Genomic DNA, 18,520 nt, shown 5'->3' with positions numbered 1-18,520 from the left:
AGCCGCTTGACAAATCGGGCAAGAGTTGCTATACTCCCCATCGTCAATCGCATCGCGGTTGACACGGAGGACGGCCCACGTGGCACGCTCCGCACCAAATGGCCCGTCGTCATCCGGCGCAGCGCATCTTGCCTGCTCCGCTTTTTTTCGCCGTCGGGCCGGTCGTACCTTGACAACTCACGCGATTGCAAACGAGCATTCTAATATTGTCTCACCATCGGGCTGCCGTCCACCGCAGCCGATGGTTCCGTCGGGCCGCCTTGGCCACGACGGAGGGAAGACATGATGAGCACACGATGGATGCCACGGCGCTGCGTGCCGAAGAAGGACGGGGCACGGCACCGATATGCTCCGGGGAGCCGCGTGCAGGCTGTGATCCGGAGGTCTCCGAATGGGGCAACCCGCCACCGTCAGGTGGCGCTCCCACTCGGGAGCGGGAACCCGGCCAACTGAAACATCTCAGTAGCCGGAGGAAGAGCGAACGACGCCCGTAGTAGCGGCGAGCGAACCGGGCGAGGCCTAAACCGTGGCCGTGCCAAGCCGCCAAGCGTTGCGGCCACGGGGTTGAAGGACGTGTCAGGCAGGAGTTGGCGCTCCTGCACCACGCGACCGTCGTGCGGCGAAGCAGTGTGGAACCCTGCACCGCAGAGCGTGATAGTCGCGTAGCCGGCGACCTTAGCGTGGTGACACGTTCCTGAGTAGGTCCGGGCACGAAGAACCCGGGCTGAAGCTGGGCAGACCACTGTCCAAGGCGAGCTACACGCAGTGACCGATAGCGCACAGTACCGTGAGGGAACGGTGAAAAGCACCCCGGCGAGGGGAGTGAAAGAGACCCTGAAATCGTGTGCTTCCATGCCGTGGGAGCCGGGCAACCGGTGACCGCGTGCCTTTTGGAGTATGATCCGGCGAGTTATCCTCAGTGGCGCGGTTAAGGCAGGTTCAGCCGGAGCCGGAGTGAAAGCGAGCCTGAAGCGGGCGACCGTCGCTGGGGATAGACCCGAAACCGTGTGAGCTACCCATGGCCAGGCTGAAGCGTCCCTAACAGGACGTGGAGGGCCGCACCGGTGTCTGTTGCAAAAGGCTCGGATGAGCTGTGGGTAGGGGTGAAATGCCAATCGAACACGGAGATAGCTGGTTCTCCCCGAAATGTATTGAGGTACAGCCGTGGGCAGGGACGCGCGGAGGTAGAGCGCTGTTGTTGTGCGGGGGCTTCACCGCTTACCAAGCGACGGCAAACTGCGAATGCCGCGCGTGCGCACCACGAGTGAGACGGCGGGTGCGAATATCCGTCGTCGAGAGGGAAACAACCCAGACCGCCAGCTAAGGCCCCCAAGTCATCGCTAAGTGGGAAAGGTTGTGGCGCCGCTCAGACAACCAGGAGGTTGGCTTAGAAGCAGCCATCCTTGAAAGAGTGCGTAACAGCTCACTGGTCAAGCAGCGCTGCGCCGAGGCTGTAACGGGGCAAAGCGATGCGCCGAAGCTGCGGGTTGGCCGCTGGTCAACGGTAGGGGAGCGTCGTCAGCGCAGTGAAGTCGGCGCGGAAGCGTCGGTGGAGGGCTGACGAGTGCGAATGCCGGAATGAGTAACGGAGAAGCGATGTGGCAATCATCGCCACCGAATGTCTGAGGGTTCTGCCGCACGGATGCACCGCGGCAGGGTAGTCGGGCCTAAGGCAGTAGCAACCGCGAATGCCGATGGACAACAGGTTGATAGTCCTGTACCGTGGGACGGTCGTTTGACCAAGGCCGGATGCTGAGGGGTAGTCGCCGCGGCGAGACGAGCGCCGTCCAAGCTGGTAGGGAGCTGAGCGAGGCAAATCCCGTTCGGCGCTGACCGAGAGGCGAGTGAAAGGGAGTGGGGCAACCCACTGCCAATGGCGAGGCGCCTGTGCAGCCACGAAAGGCCGGCTCGGGAGACCACCCACGCCCGTACCGCAAACCGACACAGGTAGACAGGTCGAGGAGACCAAGGTGGACGAGTGACCCCCAGTTAAGGAACTCGGCAAATTGACCCCGTACCTTCGGAAGAAGGGGTGCTGCGTGTAGCGTGAAGCCCCTTGCGGGTGGAGCGCGAGGCAGCCGCAGGGTCCAGGCCCGGGCGACTGGATACCAGAACCACAGCTCCCTGCTGAAGCCGAAAGGCGACGTATAGGGGGTGATGCCTGCCCAGTGCCGGAAGGTTAAGGGGAGGGGTGCAAGCTCCAAACCGAAGCCCCGGTAAACGGCGGCTGTAACTATAACAGTCCTAAGGTAGCGAAATTCCTTGTCGGGTAAGTTCCGACCCGCACGAAAGGCATCACGATCTGGGCACTGTCTCAACTGGGGGCTCGGTGAAATTGCAGTGGCCGTGAAGATGCGGCCAACTCAGAGCGGGACAAAAAGACCCCGTGGAGCTTTACTACAGCTTGCCATCGGGCCGCGCAGTCGGATGCGTAGGATAGGTGGGAGGCGGAGAAGGCCGGCTTGCGGGCTGGCTGGAGCCGACGGTGAAATACCACTCTTCCGGGTGCGCTGCCCTCACCGGCGGACGCTGGGACGGTGGCTGGCGGGTAGTTTGACTGGGGCGGTCGCCTCCTAAAAGGTAACGGAGGCGCGCAACGGCGCCCTCAGGCGGGATGGTCATCCGCCGTGGAGTGCAACGGCAGAAGGGCGCTTGACTGCGAGGCAGACCGGCCGAGCAGGGATGAAAGTCGGCCGTAGTGATCCCACTGTACCGGGTGGAAGGGCAGTGGCTTAACGGATAAAAGCTACCCCGGGGATAACAGGCTCAGACCGCCCAAGAGTTCATATCGACGGCGGAGCGTGGCACCTCGATGTCGGCTCGTCGCATCCTGGGGCTGAAGTAGGTCCCAAGGGTTGGGCTGTTCGCCCATTAAAGCGGCACGCGAGCTGGGTTCAGAACGTCGTGAGACAGTTCGGTCTCTATCCGCTCTGAGCGCCTAGAGCACTGCGCGGGGCTGGCCCTAGTACGAGAGGACCGGGCTGGACGGACCGCTGGTGGAGGAGTTGTGGGGCGGCCTGCAGGCTCCGTAGCTATGTCCGGAAGTGAGAACCGCTGAAAGCATCTAAGTGGGAAACACGCCGCAAGATGAGTGCTCTCGCAGCAACAGGCTGGTAAGTCCCCCGGGAGATGACCGGGGTAAGCGGCCGGAGCTGGAGGCGGGGCGACCCGTAGAGGCGACCGGTGCGCAGGGACGAGGGCTTCCCTCCGTCGTGGCGAAGGCGGGGCAGGACGATGGTGAGACACAGAAGATACGCAATCGCGTGAGGGGTGAAGGGACGACGCACGTGGTCCTTTCAGCCATTGGGTGTGTGTGGAGCGCGGCGGACCCACCCCGTCCCATCCCGAACCGGGTCGTGAAACGTCGCAGCGCCGATCCTACTGGCGGCTCTCCGCTGGGAACCTAGGTCCACGCACCCGACCGATGAACACCGTCTGTAACTATTATTAGTTGCGGACGGTGTTTATGTTTGCTTCACCTGATCCGTCGCTGAATGCTGTCGCGCGAAATATACCACTGGGTACGCAGTTCAAGTGGCCAATATTGGCATTCAGTATCTAATTCACGTAATGTCTGGCGATCACCAATCCATGCCAATGCCTCTATTGCTTTACGTCGCAGATAGATAGGGTCTGGGGCGTTCACCGGTGTGTCGAGCCGAAAGTCTCCAACGCTAAAGCGTGGCAGTTGTTGCCGCCAGAGGGCAAGCTCTTCAATAAACTGTTTAATCGTTAGCGTATCATTCCCCTCGCTACTGATGATAGCGATCGTGCGCTGGGCCACTTCTCTTCCCATCCAAGCAAGTGATTGCAAGGCGCGCGCTTTGACATTCTGGCTTGGATTCGTGATCAACAGTTTGATGAGCCATTCGATAATAAACGGCTGGTTCATACGTAGACGGCCAACAAGATACGCTAGTTGTTGAGCGGCTGGATTGGGCATGCTGCGTTTGTAGCGAATCAGTGCGGCAATTAAGGGCGCGACATATTCTGCATCAAATAAGGTAAGCGCATCGGCTGCTGACCACATTGTGTCAATCCAGTCGTCACTGATTTTTGTGCCGGACGTATCGGTAGGATGAGTAATGATCCGCAGTAAGACGCGCGCGTCACATGACTGTTGCGCTGGTGATGTGCTTACATCTGCTAGGGCAAAGGCGGCAATGGCACGTTCGTGCGGGAGTGGCGATGTCATCAGTCGGTGGCGAAGTTCCTGCCTTCCCCCTTCACCTTGTAACCAGCAATGCATCAGTTCAATAAGCGGGCGATCGTCACGGAGTTGTTTGAGCGAGATAGTGTCTCGATCAAATGCTTCTTTTGCTTGAGAGGGGTTCCGCTGACGACGAAAGTCAGGCAGATAGAGATCACGGAGCGCGCGGGCAGCCGCGATACGCACATTGGTATATTCGTAGCGCAGGCCGTTGCTCGTTTGGCGCACCTTGTCAACAAGTATCCGGCGCAATTGCTGGCGAATTTGAGGATGATTGATTTTGCCAAGGGTGCTGACGAGCAATTCACGCCGCTCCGCGCTCGGTTCTCGTTGTTCATTGACATGAACGAGGCAATTGTCGATCAATTCATTACGCAATGTAAGCGGCACTAACTGAAGTTTTTCATCAGGCAATGCCTCAAGACAGCGGGCAGCCAGCACTGCAACTCGGTGGTTGCCATTGCGAAGAGAGCTAGCGATGCAACTGAGCAATTCGTCGGGTTTATCGAGCAGACTGGCCAGCGCATAGAGAACGTCTTCCCACCAACGTTGGCGTTCAACATCAGCGCACAACGCGACAATGTCAGCTAACCGTTGTTGGCGATCGGGTGCGCGATAGAGCGCCTGCGCCGCGCAGTAGGCAGCGACAGCCTGATTGGTAAAGCGAATGTCGCGTTGGCCGGCAATAGTAATGAGCTGGGTATTGCTTAATTGGCGAAACAGATCTTCGAGACTGTAGTCGCGATTGCGTCGCGCTGCAGCGAGGATCGTGAACAATTCACTGATCGAGAGATAATCGCTCATATTCCAGCGTATGTGCCACGCGATAGAGTAGAGGCTTTCGCGGGCGACATCACCCATCTGGTACCGCTGATCGAGATCACGGAGTTCTTGGGTGAGAAATTCATCAATGATGTGGTAATAGGTGACCGGACGCTGATTGGTGTCAGAGAGACGATTAACGATCAACTGCAGCATGCGCGGGTCGCTGGCGAGATGGTAGAGGCGATAATCTCTCATTCGCTCGAGGAGCGTGCGCGCGCGCCGGTGATCACGTTGGCGAATGTGGGCGACGATGGTTGATTCATCGAGGGGTTGAATAGCTAGCATCTGCGCTTGATGTTCGAATGTCAGCGACGCAAAGGTTTGGGGTACTGCGACGACGAATATCTGATCAGGTAAGCGTGCGCGGAACGTGTTCAGATCACGAATGAGATCTTTCCAGTGCGATTCGGCAACTTGCTCAAGATCATCGAGCAGGAACGCAAGGCGCGGGCGTTGGGTGTTGCGGCTAAATGAACCGTAGAACAGGCGGTCGAGGGTATCGGCGAACGCTGGATGCTGAAGGCGTACCTGTTCGACGATGTGATGATGGAGACGCGGCTCGCCGCGTGCCTGTTCGTAGCCGGCAAGGGAAATAAGTACGCCAACCGGGGCATTGATGTCAAAGAGCGCGTTACGGGCAAGATCGTAACAAACGCGGCGGAGGATCGTCGTTTGGCCGGACTGATGTGAGCCGGTGAGAGCGATGAATGGGGGCGAGTCGCTTGTGTGGCTAGTGATCAGTTTTATTAGTGTATCGCGCGTTGAGCTAGGTTGAGGGGCGTTTTCGGGCCGGCGGTAGAGAAATTGCCAATGTTGGCCGTAGGGTATCTCGAGGCAACCAACATCAATGTATTCATTTCCGGCCCAGCGTCTGATCTCATCTTGCTGCAAGACCCATTCGATATAGCTGAGCAGAACGCTCGGTTGGAAAAGGCGACCGCTACTAAGGCGGGTATACAGAACCGGTGTACTCCAGCCAATCGTATCTGGCCGATAGATCCGCCGGCGGGCGGTGGCCACCGCAAGATCAATGAGGCCGTGGCGCAGCAGCATCTCGGTGAGGTGCTGGGTGAAAGCTCGTGCAAGCTCGATGGCCACTAAGCGTTGCATCGCGAGCACGGCTGGAATGCCGCTTTCGGCTATCAGGCGAACAGCCAGATTGCTGAGAGGTGCTTGGAGATCGACGGTGGCGCTGTTGCACGCTACCAGCACGATCAATACCGGTTTGTGCGAAGCTGGCAATGTGGCTAACACACGTGCTAGTTCTTTCCCATCGAAGAGCCGGCCTCGTCGTTGCGGTCCGTGTTCGAGCAAAAGGCGGGTTCCGTGTTGGGGCAGAAAGAGTGCATGGCCTAGATACAGGACGACATCGAAGCCGCGTTCGCGTTCGTTGGACAAGGAACCACGCTCAAGTGCAGCTTGCAGCGCGGTTTCTTCGGCGATAGGCAGTATCTCGAAGTTGAGTTGGCCGGTATCAACGAATGGACGGAAACGCTGGCGAAAATCTTGTTCGGTGGCTTTGCGGTCAAATGCAGATAGGCCCCACCGCTCAAGATCACTCGGTTCGCTAAGGATCAAGAGCATACGGATCGGGCGATGTTCAATCGGGTCGCTGAGCGGAAATTGCTCGCTGTCAACGTAGCATGAAAAGAGGATATGATCGCTGGTGGAAACAGGAAGAGGCCGGCTCTGACTGTCGGGGGCAGGCAGATGGAGCAGTGCCCAAGGGATCGCTTGGAGTTCACCATCGAGCGGGTCAAGCGCAAGTCGGAGGCGGAGCGGTTCTTGTTGTTGCAATGCGATTTGCCGGGCAACGTGAAATGCATGGCCTAACCGGCCCGGAAAGAGCCGGCGAAACAATTCTTGACCGTACCGGCTGATGGCGTCCGGGTCGGTTGTTTCTGGCGGAGGGAGGTTAAAAGCCACCTCTTCGGTTGACACTAGCCGGCGGCCATCGCCAAATTCAAGCTCGATGATGTAAGCGCTAGAAGTACCGGGCCGGCGATCTTGTCGTCGTGGCCGGACAAGTATGTTTGTGCGGCGCTCCATACGTTTTGCTCCATGGAGTTGGTTCAGATTGCATTATAGTGTAGCATTAAGAGGGCTATAAGGGCGTAAGGAATGAGCAAATGACGATGCGAGCAAGGCATGTTATACTGTGATTGTGCGAAATATCACAGTGCCGGAAGAGGAGCAGCATGAGCAAGATCATTGCACCAGAGTGCGAGTGGCCGCGTTTGATGGCGCAATTGCGAGCGGCAGCGCCAGAAGCGTTCAATGCTGATGGTCACGTGCTCAATTTGATCGAAGGGGTGTGGGGTTGGCCGGGACATGGCAAGCACTACAGCACGGCGATCGACGGCAGTGAGTTAGGGCGGATGCCAATGATCGATCTCGAGACGGCCAAGCGAGCGGTGCGGTTTGCGGCGCGCGAACACGAAACATGGTCGCAGGTTGATCTCGACGAGCGGCGCCGGCGGGTGAGCGAAGCATTGGCCAGTTTGCGTCAGCAGCGTGATCTGATCGCCTACTTGCTCATGTGGGAAATTGGTAAGCCATACCATTTGGCGTGCGATGATGTCGATCGCTGCATTAGCGGCGTGGAGTGGTACATTGAGCAGATCGAATGGATGATGAACGGTCGCCGTCCGCTCGGTCTGATTTCAAACATTGCTTCGTGGAACTATCCCTATTCGGTGTTGATGCATGCAGTGCTGGTGCAAACGCTGGCTGGCAATGCGGTGATTGCTAAGACGCCTTCAGATGGAGGATTGTTTGCTTTGACGCTTGGGTTTGCTATCGCGCGGCGAGCAGGATTGCCGGTCTCGTTGGTGAGCGGATCGGGCGGCGCGCTGAGCGATGCGCTCGTGCGCAATGCTGACGTAGCCTGTTTAGCATTTGTTGGCGGTAAGACGAATGGACGTGATATTGCCGCTTCGCTTTACGACCGCAACAAGCGTTATATGCTCGAGATGGAAGGCGTCAACTGTTACGGTATCTGGGATTTCTCGGATTGGCCGAATCTCGCACAGCAGATCAAGAAAGGGTTTGCTTACGGGAAACAGCGTTGTACTGCCTACATCCGCTATGTCGTGCAGCGGCGACTCTTCCCCAAGTTTCTCGATATATATCTGCCAGTGTTGAAGAGTTTGCAGATCGGTAATCCCGTCTTAGTGGATCGACCCGGCGATCCGCTGCCCAAGCTCGATTTTGGCCCTTTGATCAATGCGAAGAAGGTGGAAGAGCTGCGCGTGCTCTACAGCGAGGCACTCGGTGCTGGGGCAATTTGCGTATATGAAGGTGAACTGAATCCGGCGTTATTCCTGCCTGACCAAGACATTTCGGCTTATATGGCGCCGATTGCCTTGCTGAACGTACCGCGCAACTGCCGGTTGCACCACAACGAGCCGTTCGGTCCGGTTGATACGATTGTGATTGTTGATAGCATTGATGAGCTGATCAGCGAGATGAACATCTCGAATGGCAATCTCGTTTCGTCAATCGCGACCGACGATCCGAAATTGGGGCAGATGATCGCGAGCGAGCTACGTGCATTCAAGGTTGGAATCAACAAAATGCGCTCGCGTGGCGATCGCGATGAGGTGTTTGGCGGGATGGGCGCGTCGTGGAAGGGGTGCTTTGTCGGTGGGAAGTATTTGGTTGATTCGGTGACCGTTGGCGCGCCGGGTGAGCGGTTGTACGGGAATTTCCCTGACTATACGCTATTGCCGGAGCAACGGTGAGGCGCCGAACAGGTGCAAAGGTATTATAGACAGGACATGGTCATTACCGTTAATGAGACGAGCTTTGCGCTGCACAATGCCTTCTCGGCCCCTTATGCGATCGATGTCTGTGCAGTGACCAAGCGTTATACAACGCGCACCGGTGTGGTGCAGGCGCTTGCCGGTGTCGATGTGACGGTGGCTGCGGGCGAGGTTGTGGCGCTCGTTGGGCCAAGCGGGTGCGGGAAAAGCACACTGTTGCGGATCATTGCCGGCCTAGAGCAGCCAGATGCTGGCGGAGTGCGGTTGTTTGGCGTATCACCAGCGCAAGCGCGGCGCGAGCATCGGTTTGGGATCGCGTTTCAGGCTGCGGCTCTGCTCGAATGGCGCGATGCGGCAGCGAATGTGGCCCTGCCGCTCGAGTTGGCTGGTTGGCCGCCGGTCAAGCGCGCCCGGCGGGTAGCTGAGCTGTTGGCGCGGATGGGTTTGAGTGACGCGGCAAACCGCTTGCCACGGCAGTTGTCGGGCGGCATGCAGCAACGGGTGGCGTTGGCGCGCGCCTTGGCACTGGCGCCGCAGGTGCTGTTGCTTGATGAGCCATTTAGCGCGCTCGATGAACTAACCCGTGAGCAGTTGCAGGGCGAGCTACTCGATCTGTTGGCGACGATCGAGCCGGCGCCAGCGGTGTTGCTGGTAACGCACAACCTTGCCGAGGCAGTGTTGTTGGCTGATCGGGTGGTTGTGCTCAGCCGGCGACCGGCGCAGGTGTTGGCGGAGGTGCCGATTGATCTGCGGCGACCGCGCCGGGCCGAATTGCGCGATGACGAGCATCTGCACCGGCTGGTGGCCGAGGTGCGGGCTGTGTTACGGAGCGATGGTTAATCAGTCGTCATTTCGTAATGGTTCTCACCCCAGACCCTCTCCGGCGCGGCGGGAGAGGGGAGCGGATAGACCATCTGATCCGGAACCCGGCCCGTCAGGGCCAGACTAGGGGTACGAAGTCCGCTGCGCGGGCTGAATCGTCACGAAAAGATACAGAAGGCACAGAAACTATTAAGATGTTTTGCATCGTTTGTGCATCTTTGAGGTTATTCTGCTCGGTGGTCATCACCTCAGCCCTTCTCCGGCACGGCGGGAGAGGGGAGCGAAGAGCCAAGCATTGAGGCATTGCACAGCGATCAACGGTTATGATCAACCAAATTCTTTCCGCTCCTCTCCCCCCATACGGGAGAGGAGCGCTGTTTTGGGCGGAATGAGATGGCGTTGATCCGGTCATAGCCAATAACGCAAGGATTGCTTGCCTAACGATGATCGAGTGTGTTATACTGCCTGCATCACCCCCTCCCCCGGGGGAGGGGGTATGCCAAACTGGAAGGAGGTGAGCCGATGGATCACGAGCACAAGCAGCAGATCCTCAACCGCCTCAAAACGATTGAGGGCCACATTCGCGGCGTGCAACGCATGGTTGAAGAGGATGCCTATTGCATCGATCTGCTCAATCAGACGCGCGCGATCCAGCAGGCGCTCGCCAAGCTTGATGCTGTCATCCTCGCCAACCATTTGCGCAGTTGCGTTACGACTGCGATCCGAAGCGAGGACGTCGGCGAGCGTGAGCGAGTGCTCACCGAGTTGTTGCAGGTCTTTGAAAGCACACATCGTTAGTGAGGGAGGCGAGCCAATGGTGACAGAGCAGTTTCGCGTTCCGGGGGTGTCGTGCCAGCATTGTGTCCATGCAGTGCAGAAAGAGGTCGGCGCACTAGCTGGCGTGTCGCAGGTTGAAGTCGATTTGACCAACAAGATTGTGACCGTCGTGCATGATGATGATGTTGATATTACCGAGATCGTGATGGCGATCAAAGAGGCTGGTTACGACGATGTGACGCCGTTAGGAATTGCGTGTTAGGCGTCGTTCTGTCATCCCGTAGAGCCCGCGGCTGTACAGCTCCACCCCATTCAGGCGCAGCCGGCGGCGTTGCAGGCCGCGATCGAGCAGGCCAGTTACGACAATGTGACCCCGTTAGGAGTTACGTGTTAGGAGCGCCGCACGGCTGTGCGGCGCCATTCCAATGAATTCAAACCCAATTCATCCAAGGTGACCACTATGGCCGAACGTGAAATCATCCTGCCCGTTACCGGTATGACCTGTGCGAGCTGTTCGGCGCGGATCGAGAAGGCGCTGCGCAAGGTGCCGGGAGTGCTGAGCGCTGAAGTCAATTTGGCCAGCGAGCATGCGCTGGTGCGGTTCGATCCGGCACGGGCGCAGCCGGCGGTGTTGCAAGCGGCGATCGAGGAGGCCGGCTACGGCGTGGTTACAGATGAGATCACGCTGGCCATTACTGGCATGACCTGTGCGAGCTGTTCGGCGCGGGTCGAGAAGGCGCTGCGCAAGGTGCCGGGAGTGCTGAGCGCCGAGGTCAATCTGGCCAGTGAGCTGGGGTTGGTGCGCTACGCACCGGGGATGGTCAATCGGGCCGAACTGGTCAAAGCGGTGGAGCAAGCCGGCTACGGTGTGATTACGCCAGCGGCAACCGCTACCGAGACAGAGGATGTTGAGGCGCGGGCACGGGCGCACGAGATGGCGGTACGCCGACGCCGGCTAGTCGTTGGCGTGGTTTTTAGCTTGCCACTGTTTGTGCTCTCGATGGCGCGTGATTTTGGTCTGATCGTGCCGTGGCTGATCGGCGAAGGGGCAGCGATGGCGGCGGCAATGGCCGGTTCATCAATAACCGACATGATGCACATGATCGCTGCTCGCGACGATCTGCTCAACTGGCTGTTTTTAATCCTCGCGACGCCGGTGCAGTTCTATTCAGGCCGTGACTTCTACCGTTATGCGTGGCGGGCGCTGCGCATGCGCACAGCGACCATGGATACCCTGATCGCACTTGGTTCGTCAGCAGCCTATTTCTACAGTGTCGCGCTCTTGCTCAGCGGCGCTCCCGGTCATGTCTATTTCGAGACGGCGGCGGTGATCATCACCTTAATTCTGGTCGGCAAGTATCTTGAGGCGCGGGCGAAGAGCCAGACCAGTGCTGCGATCAAGGCGTTGATTGGTTTGCAACCAAAGACGGCGCGGGTATTACGCGGTGGGCAAGAGGTTGATGTGCCGCTGAGCGAGGTGCGGGCGGGCGAGATGGTGATTGTGCGGCCGGGGGAAAAGATTCCGGTCGATGGCGTTATCGTCACAGGCGAATCAACCGTTGACGAGAGCATGCTCACCGGTGAGAGTCTACCGGTCGAGAAACGAGCCGGCGATACCGTCTTTGGCGGGACGATCAACCGTAGTGGCAGCTTCCAGATGCGGGCAACGCGGATTGGCCAAGACTCGGCGCTGGCCCAGATTGTACGGCTAGTGCAAGAGGCGCAAGGCTCGAAAGCGCCGGTGCAGGCGCTGGTTGACCGGATTTCAGCCGTGTTTGTGCCGATCGTGATCGTGATTGCCCTGCTGACCTTCGCCGGTTGGCTGTGGGCCGGGGCCGGCCTCACGCAGGCGATGATCTTCGCGGTGGCCGTGCTGGTCATCGCTTGCCCATGCGCGCTCGGTTTGGCGACACCAACAGCGATCATGGTCGGCACTGGTGCTGGGGCAACGCACGGGATCTTAATTCGCAATGCTGAAGCATTGGAGCGGGCGGCGAGTTTGCAGACGGTGGTGTTCGATAAGACTGGCACCATCACCAATGGCCGGCCCGAAGTGACCGATATTGTGGCCGTGGCGCAACCGGTGTTGGTGTCTGCTGGCGCGACAGAGTTGCCGGCTGATCTGGTGCTGTTGCAACTGGCTGCCGCTGCTGAGAGCCGCAGCGAGCATCCGTTGGGAATAGCGATCGTACAGGCAGCGCAGGCGCGCGGCTTATCGATCGAGCGTCCCACCCGGTTTCAGGCATTGAGCGGGGCTGGCGTCGAGGCTGAAGTGAACGAGCAAACGATACTGATCGGCACGCCGGCATGGCTGACCGAGCGTGGGGTGGATGTGACCGGGTTAGTAGCGACGGTCGATCAGTTACAGGCTAGCGGCAAGACGGTCATTATGGTTGCGATTGATGGTGAGGCGTGTGGGGTGATCGCGCTAGCCGATACCGTTAAGCCAACCGCTGCCGAGGCTATCGCTGAGCTGCGCCGGGCCGGTTTAGGGGTGGCGTTGCTGACCGGTGATAACCAGCGGACAGCCGAAGCAATCGCGGCAGCGGTGGGCATTCCAGCCAACGCAGTGTATGCCGAGGTTAAACCCGACGAGAAGGCAGCCATCGTAACCCGTTTGCAACAGGGCGAAGCTGGCGGCAAACCGCGACGGGTGGCCATGGTTGGCGATGGCATCAACGACGCCCCGGCGCTAGCACAGGCCGATGTCGGCATCGCGATGGGTAGTGGTACCGATGTAGCGATGGAAACAGCGGATATTACCTTGATGCGCAGCGATCCGCGCGGAGTGGCGCAGGCGATTGCTCTTAGCCGGGCGACGGTGCGGACCATTCGCTGGAATCTGTTCTGGGCCTTTGCCTACAACGTGAGCTTAATTCCGGTGGCGACTGGTATCTTCTACCCGCTGACCGGCTGGCAGTTGAACCCGGTGCTGGCAGCGGCGGCGATGGCCTTTTCATCGGTGTTTGTGGTGAGCAATTCGTTGCGGTTGCGAGGGATACGGTTGGGATAAAGTGATGCGCCCTTCTGTCACTGCGAGGGCGACTTTCCTCTTGTCATTGCGAGTGGTTACAGCCCCCGAAGCAATCTCTTGCTGTAGCGAAACCCGCCTGTTCAGGCATACTTCCGTGCGCGTGGGAGATTGTTTCGCCGCGCGCGGGGAGGGTGTCGCTTTGTCCCTCTGCCAGCGGAGGAGAGGCTGGACACACAGCTAACGCAAAGCTGTCAAGCCAGCACAGGCGTAGAGGGGTACAACGCAAAGCTGCCAAACCCGCACAGGCGCAGAAGGGGTACAATGCAAAGCCGCCAAGCCTGCTAAGGTCGCAGAGGTTGGTCAAATGGGAAAGAGAACAGCGTGCATTCCTCCTCTGCGCCCTCTGCCTCCCCTACATAAAACTTCATCTACTTCCCCTCCCCCATAGGGGGATGGGCAAGGGATAGAGTATGATCGATCGCTACCCCACAATCGTGGTATCATATCCTTGATACAGCAATAGTTCCCAACTGATACCTAAAGGAGCCGTGATGCTCACCGATACTGCGCGCCAAATAATGCATGAATGGATTACCACTGATAGTCTGCGCAAGCATTGCGAGGCAGTGGCAGCGTGCATGGCCCACTTTGCCGCCAAGCAGGGCGCTGATGTTGATCTATGGACGGCAGTGGGGCTGTTGCACGATCTCGATTTTGAGCGTTACCCGCACATGCCAGAAGCGGGGCCGGCGACGACGGCCATTTCCGAAGCCTTGATCCGTGGCGATGAGGTGCCTGCCGAGTTGCCCGGCCATCCGTTCTACGGCGTGGCGTATTTGCGCTCGGCGGGATGGTCGCCGGAGGTATTGCGGGCGATTCTCAGCCACGCCGATTACAGCGGCATTTTGCCGGAAACGCCGCTTGAGCGCACCCTCTACGCCGTTGATGAGTTGAGCGGGTTTGTGACCGCGGTGGCACTGGTTCGTCCCGACAAGAGTATTTATAGCGTCGAGGTGTCGTCGGTGCGCAAGAAGATGAAAGACAAAGCGTTTGCCGCCAAGGTTAGCCGTGAAGGAATTGTGCATGGGGCAGAAGTGATCGGGATGGAACTCGATGCGCTGATCGGCGAGGTGATTGTCGCGCTACGTGCCGCAGCACCGCGGCTCGGTCTAGCGGGGATCAACCAATGAGCCTTGCGCCGCACGTCTGGCCAGAGACGGCTGCCGTTACCGGTGGGAGGCTCTTTGTCGGCGGGTGTGATACGGTAGTGCTGGCCGAGCAGTTTGGCACCCCACTCTACTTGCTCGACGAGGCGACGCTACGGGGGGCGATGCGCGCCTATCGGCAGGCGTTTGCCGCCGCGTATCCCGGCCCGGCACGGGTGCATTATGCCGGCAAGGCGCTGCTCAATACAGCGTTGGCCCAGATTGTGGTTCAAGAAGGGCTTGGCCTCGATGTGGTATCGGCGACCGAGTTACTCGTAGCGCGGCGGGCCGGGGTGCCGATGGCGCATGTGCATTTGCACGGCAATGCCAAGAGTGATGCCGAGCTTGAACGGGCGGTGGCGTGGCAGGTAGGGGCGATAGTAGTAGATACCCTCGACGAATTGGCCCGTTTGGGTGCGCTGACCGCGCATCTTGCCGAGCCACAGGGAGTGTTGCTACGGATTGCGCCAGAGATTGAGGCTGATACGCACGTCCATATCGCTACTGGCGGGGCGGCGGCGAAGTTTGGCTTACCGCTGGCGGTACTTGATATGGCGGTAGCGCGCGTACTGAATACGTCGGGGTTGCGTTGGCTGGGGCTACATGCCCACATTGGTTCGCAACTGTTTGCGCTTGATCAGGTGGTGGCGACGGTTGAGGTGCTGGTCGCGCAGGCAGCGCGGCTGCGGGATCGATTCGGCGTCACACCAGTGGAGCTTAGCCCCGGTGGTGGGCTTGGTGTGCCATACACAGCCGATCAGCCGCCAACCGATATTCCGCGCTATGCAGAGGTGGTCAGTGCAGCGATGCAGGTGGCCTGCACTCGGCACAACTTACCGCTGCCGCGATTAACGGTCGAGCCGGGTCGTTCGATTGTGGCGCGGGCCGGAGTGGCGCTGTACCGGGTGGTGGGGCGCAAAGGCCAGCGCTGGCTGCATATTGATGGCGGCATGGGGGATAATATCCGGCCAGCGTTGTACAGTGCGCGCTATAGTGCAGTGCTGGCGAATCGCGCCGGTGAGCCGGATAGCGAGCTAGTTGCCGTCGGTGGGCGCTATTGCGAAGCGGGTGATGTGCTCTTGCGCGAGATTGCCTTGCCGCCAGCCCAACCGGGTGATCTATTGGCAGTAGCGACGGCTGGAGCGTATACGCTGAGCATGGCTAGCACTTACAACCTTGTGCCGCGCCCGGCATTGGTATTAGTTGGTGATGGGCGGGCGCGTTTGATCCAGCGTCGTGAGACCGAGGAAGATGTGTTGGCGCGCGATATGCGGTTGTGAATGGCGGTGACTACAGTTGTGAGCGCAGTGGCGCTGCGTCACTGCTGAGGTGTGGCGATGGCAGAACGACTCTATGGCGGGATTGAAGCGGGTGGAACGAAGTGGGTGTGCGCGGTAGGGGCAGGGCCGGAGGATATTCGGGCCGAAGTTCGTTTTCCAACTACAACACCCGACGAGACGTTGGGACAGGCGATTGCGTTCTTTCGTGCGCACCATATCGATCAACTGGCGGCAATTGGGGTAGGTTCGTTCGGGCCGGTCGATCTCAACCGCGCTTCACCGCGCTATGGCTTTATCACTACCACCCCCAAGCCGGGTTGGGCTAACACCGATGTGGTTGGGGCGCTAGCGCAGGTGTTAGGCCGGCCGGTTGGGTTTGATACCGACGTGAATGTGGCCCTGTTAGGTGAATGGCGGTGGGGTGCGGCGCGCGATTGCGATGTGGCGGTGTACATTACGGTGGGTACCGGCATCGGCGGTGGGGCGATGGTGGGAGGGCGCTTATTGCATGGCCTCATCCATCCCGAAATGGGCCACATTCGTCCGCTGCGCGACCCGGCCTACGACCCGTTTCCCGGCATTTGCCCTTACCACGGCGATTGCCTAGAGGGCTTAGCAAGCGGCCCAGCGCTGAAAGCGCGGTGGCAAACGCCGGCAGAGCAGTTGCCGCCCGATCATCCGGCATGGGAACTCGAAGCTGACTACTTAGGACAAGCGATGGCGACCTTGCTCTGCATCCTCTCACCAGAGCGAATCATCATCGGTGGTGGCGTGATGAGCCAGCCGCAGATGTTCCCGCTGGTGCGGGCAGCGACGCAGCGTTGGCTAAATGGCTATTTGCAGCATCCACGCATTCTTGACAACCCTGAAGAGCTAATTGTGCCACCGGCTCTAGGCGCGCGCGCCGGTGTGTTGGGCGCGATTGCGCTGGCGATGGCGGTGGCGGAAGGATAAAGGTGGTCTACTGTACATAAAGACGGAGACTGCGATGCTGCTTGCCCGTGATCTTGCCCCTGACCTGATCCTGTACAACGCCGTGATCTACACGCTTCACCCAGACCTACCGCAGTGTCGTGCGATTGCATGCAAAGATGGGCGAATTGCAGCTCTAGGCGACGATGCGGCGGTTTTGGCACTGGCCGGGCCGGCGACGCGCCAGATCGATCTCGGCGGAAGGACAGTGATCCCCGGTATCAATGACGCTCATAACCACATGCTTGAGATGGGCTTAAAGCTGCGCCGGATCGGGCTTGATGATTGCACATCGATCGCTGAGATGATCGAACGGGTGCGGGCAGTAGCGGCGCATACGCCTGCCGGCCAGTGGATCATAGGCGAAGGCTGGAACGAATCGCTCTTTCGCGAAGGCCGGTTACCGAACCGTCACGATCTTGACGCGGCGACTGCGGTTCATCCAGTCTTGCTCAAGCGTTTTTTCAACATGGACGTAGTGAATACACGGGCGCTAGAGTTGGCCGGCGTAACGGCAACAACGCCCGATCCGACAGGTGGAACGATCGAGCGCGAGGCTGATGGCGCGCCAACCGGGATTTTGCGCGCCGCCGCCAAGGAGCTTTGCCGGCGGTTTTTGCCGGTGCCAACCCAAGTCGAGTGCGTCGAGGCGCTTGAGGCTGCCGGCAATGGCTACCTTTCCTATGGCATTACCAGCATTCTCGACCCCGGCTTGCAACCGTGGGAGATCCAAGCCTATCTGGCGGCACGGCGGGCAGGCCGGTTGCCGGTGCGGGCTAATCTGATGGTCTCGTGGCATGGCTTTCGCGAGGGTGAAAACCGCGCTGAGCTTAATGCGCGGGCAGCGGCATTTGCCGGCCTAAGCGGGTTGGGTGACGAATGGCTACGGATTGGCGCGCTCAAGATGGCGATTGACGGTGGCACGACCTCGCATACAGCGTGGATGTTCCAGCCATTTCTGGGAGAAGACCGGATATACGATTACAACCGGCTCGATCCCGAAGACCTTGTTGAATTTTTTACCTGCGGCCACACGTTGGGTTGGGACATTGGCATTCATGCGATCGGTGATCGGGCGCATCACGAAGCGGCCCGCGCTTTTGCCGAAGTGTTAAGTGCGCATCCGCGCGAGCATCGCCATCACCTGATCCACGGCTATTTTGCTACTGAAGAGAGTTTGGATCATATGGTGCAGCACGGACTAGCGGTCGTTATTCAGCCCACGTTCATCTACTACGAAGGCGACGATCTGTTCCGTGATGTAGGTCCTGAATTGGCGGCGCGCTACAAACCGATGCGTACCTACCTCGATCGCGGTATTCGGGTGGTGGCAACGAGTGATGTACCGAGCACCGTTCACTTTAACCCGTTCATCGGTTTGTACGCACTGGTGACGCGTAAGAGCTGGAAGGGCACGCCGATTGCGCCTGATCAGGCAGTCAGTCGGGAAGAGGCGCTGTATGCTTACACTGTTGCTGGAGCATGGCTAACCCGCGAAGAGCATTTAAAGGGGCCGCTAGCGCCCGGTCTGTTGGCTGACATGGTGGTGCTTGACCGCGACTATTTCACGTGTCCTACCGAGGAAATCAAAGACATTCGGGTTGAGATGACGATTTTGGGTGGGCAGGTGGTGTATGAGCGCGGTTGACACCACAGTGGGCGAATAGTGTCCCAATAGTTGTTAAGGGGCA

At 59.1% G+C, this 18,520-nt stretch carries 10 protein-coding genes and 2 rRNA genes; 11 read left to right on the top strand and 1 reads right to left on the bottom strand.

Going from position 1 to position 18,520, the window contains the following annotated elements; genetic code table 11:
* Window positions 1–273: 273 nt before the first annotated feature.
* Window positions 274–3,209 (top strand): 23S ribosomal RNA (locus Q1A00_RS18100).
* 96 nt (window positions 3,210–3,305) lie between these two features.
* Window positions 3,306–3,420 (top strand): 5S ribosomal RNA (rrf, locus tag Q1A00_RS18095).
* A 55-nt stretch (window positions 3,421–3,475) separates the two neighbouring features.
* Here rrf and Q1A00_RS18090 read toward each other — a convergent pair.
* Window positions 3,476–7,084 carry a CHAT domain-containing protein gene (locus Q1A00_RS18090; protein ID WP_298403510.1) on the bottom strand — a complete coding sequence of 1,203 codons (3,609 nt, stop codon included), beginning with the start codon at window positions 7,082–7,084 and terminating at the stop codon, window positions 3,476–3,478.
* A 149-nt stretch (window positions 7,085–7,233) separates the two neighbouring features.
* Here Q1A00_RS18090 and Q1A00_RS18085 point away from each other — a divergent pair, with 149 nt between their 5' ends.
* From Q1A00_RS18085 to Q1A00_RS18045, 9 genes are all read left to right on the top strand, one after another.
* Entirely contained in the window at window positions 7,234–8,778 is a 1,545-nt protein-coding gene (locus Q1A00_RS18085) for an aldehyde dehydrogenase family protein (RefSeq protein ID WP_298403509.1), read from the top strand.
* A 36-nt stretch (window positions 8,779–8,814) separates the two neighbouring features.
* On the top strand, window positions 8,815–9,639 hold the full coding sequence (locus Q1A00_RS18080; RefSeq protein ID WP_298403507.1) for an ABC transporter ATP-binding protein: 825 nt from the start codon (window positions 8,815–8,817) through the stop codon (window positions 9,637–9,639).
* Window positions 9,640–10,143: 504 nt separating this feature from the next.
* Entirely contained in the window at window positions 10,144–10,419 is a 276-nt protein-coding gene (locus Q1A00_RS18075; protein WP_066789442.1) for a metal-sensitive transcriptional regulator, read from the top strand.
* Window positions 10,420–10,435: 16 nt separating this feature from the next.
* Window positions 10,436–10,660, top strand: a complete 225-nt coding sequence (locus Q1A00_RS18070) for a heavy metal-associated domain-containing protein (protein WP_298403504.1) — start codon at window positions 10,436–10,438, stop codon at window positions 10,658–10,660.
* A 198-nt stretch (window positions 10,661–10,858) separates the two neighbouring features.
* Window positions 10,859–13,411 carry a heavy metal translocating P-type ATPase gene (locus Q1A00_RS18065; RefSeq protein ID WP_299758300.1) on the top strand — a complete coding sequence of 851 codons (2,553 nt, stop codon included), beginning with the start codon at window positions 10,859–10,861 and terminating at the stop codon, window positions 13,409–13,411.
* A 512-nt stretch (window positions 13,412–13,923) separates the two neighbouring features.
* The gene (locus tag Q1A00_RS18060; RefSeq protein ID WP_298403502.1) at window positions 13,924–14,562 is read left to right on the top strand and encodes an HD domain-containing protein; all 639 of its coding nucleotides are present in this window, start codon (window positions 13,924–13,926) and stop codon (window positions 14,560–14,562) included.
* Window positions 14,559–15,857 carry a diaminopimelate decarboxylase gene (gene lysA, locus Q1A00_RS18055; RefSeq protein WP_298403501.1) on the top strand — a complete coding sequence of 433 codons (1,299 nt, stop codon included), beginning with the start codon at window positions 14,559–14,561 and terminating at the stop codon, window positions 15,855–15,857. The genes Q1A00_RS18060 and lysA overlap by 4 nt, the downstream gene beginning before the upstream one ends.
* Before the next feature lie 57 nt (window positions 15,858–15,914).
* Entirely contained in the window at window positions 15,915–16,811 is an 897-nt protein-coding gene (locus Q1A00_RS18050) for an ROK family protein (RefSeq protein WP_298403500.1), read from the top strand.
* A gap of 34 nt (window positions 16,812–16,845) precedes the next feature.
* Complete coding sequence (locus Q1A00_RS18045; RefSeq protein WP_299758295.1) at window positions 16,846–18,477, top strand: amidohydrolase; 1,632 nt, start codon at window positions 16,846–16,848, stop codon at window positions 18,475–18,477.
* Window positions 18,478–18,520 lie beyond the last annotated feature (43 nt).

Origin of the sequence: uncultured Chloroflexus sp. (genome assembly GCF_938091255.1) — a bacterium.
Lineage (GTDB): Bacteria > Chloroflexota > Chloroflexia > Chloroflexales > Chloroflexaceae > Chloroflexus.
This window is presented reverse-complemented; position numbering and strand designations above follow the sequence as displayed.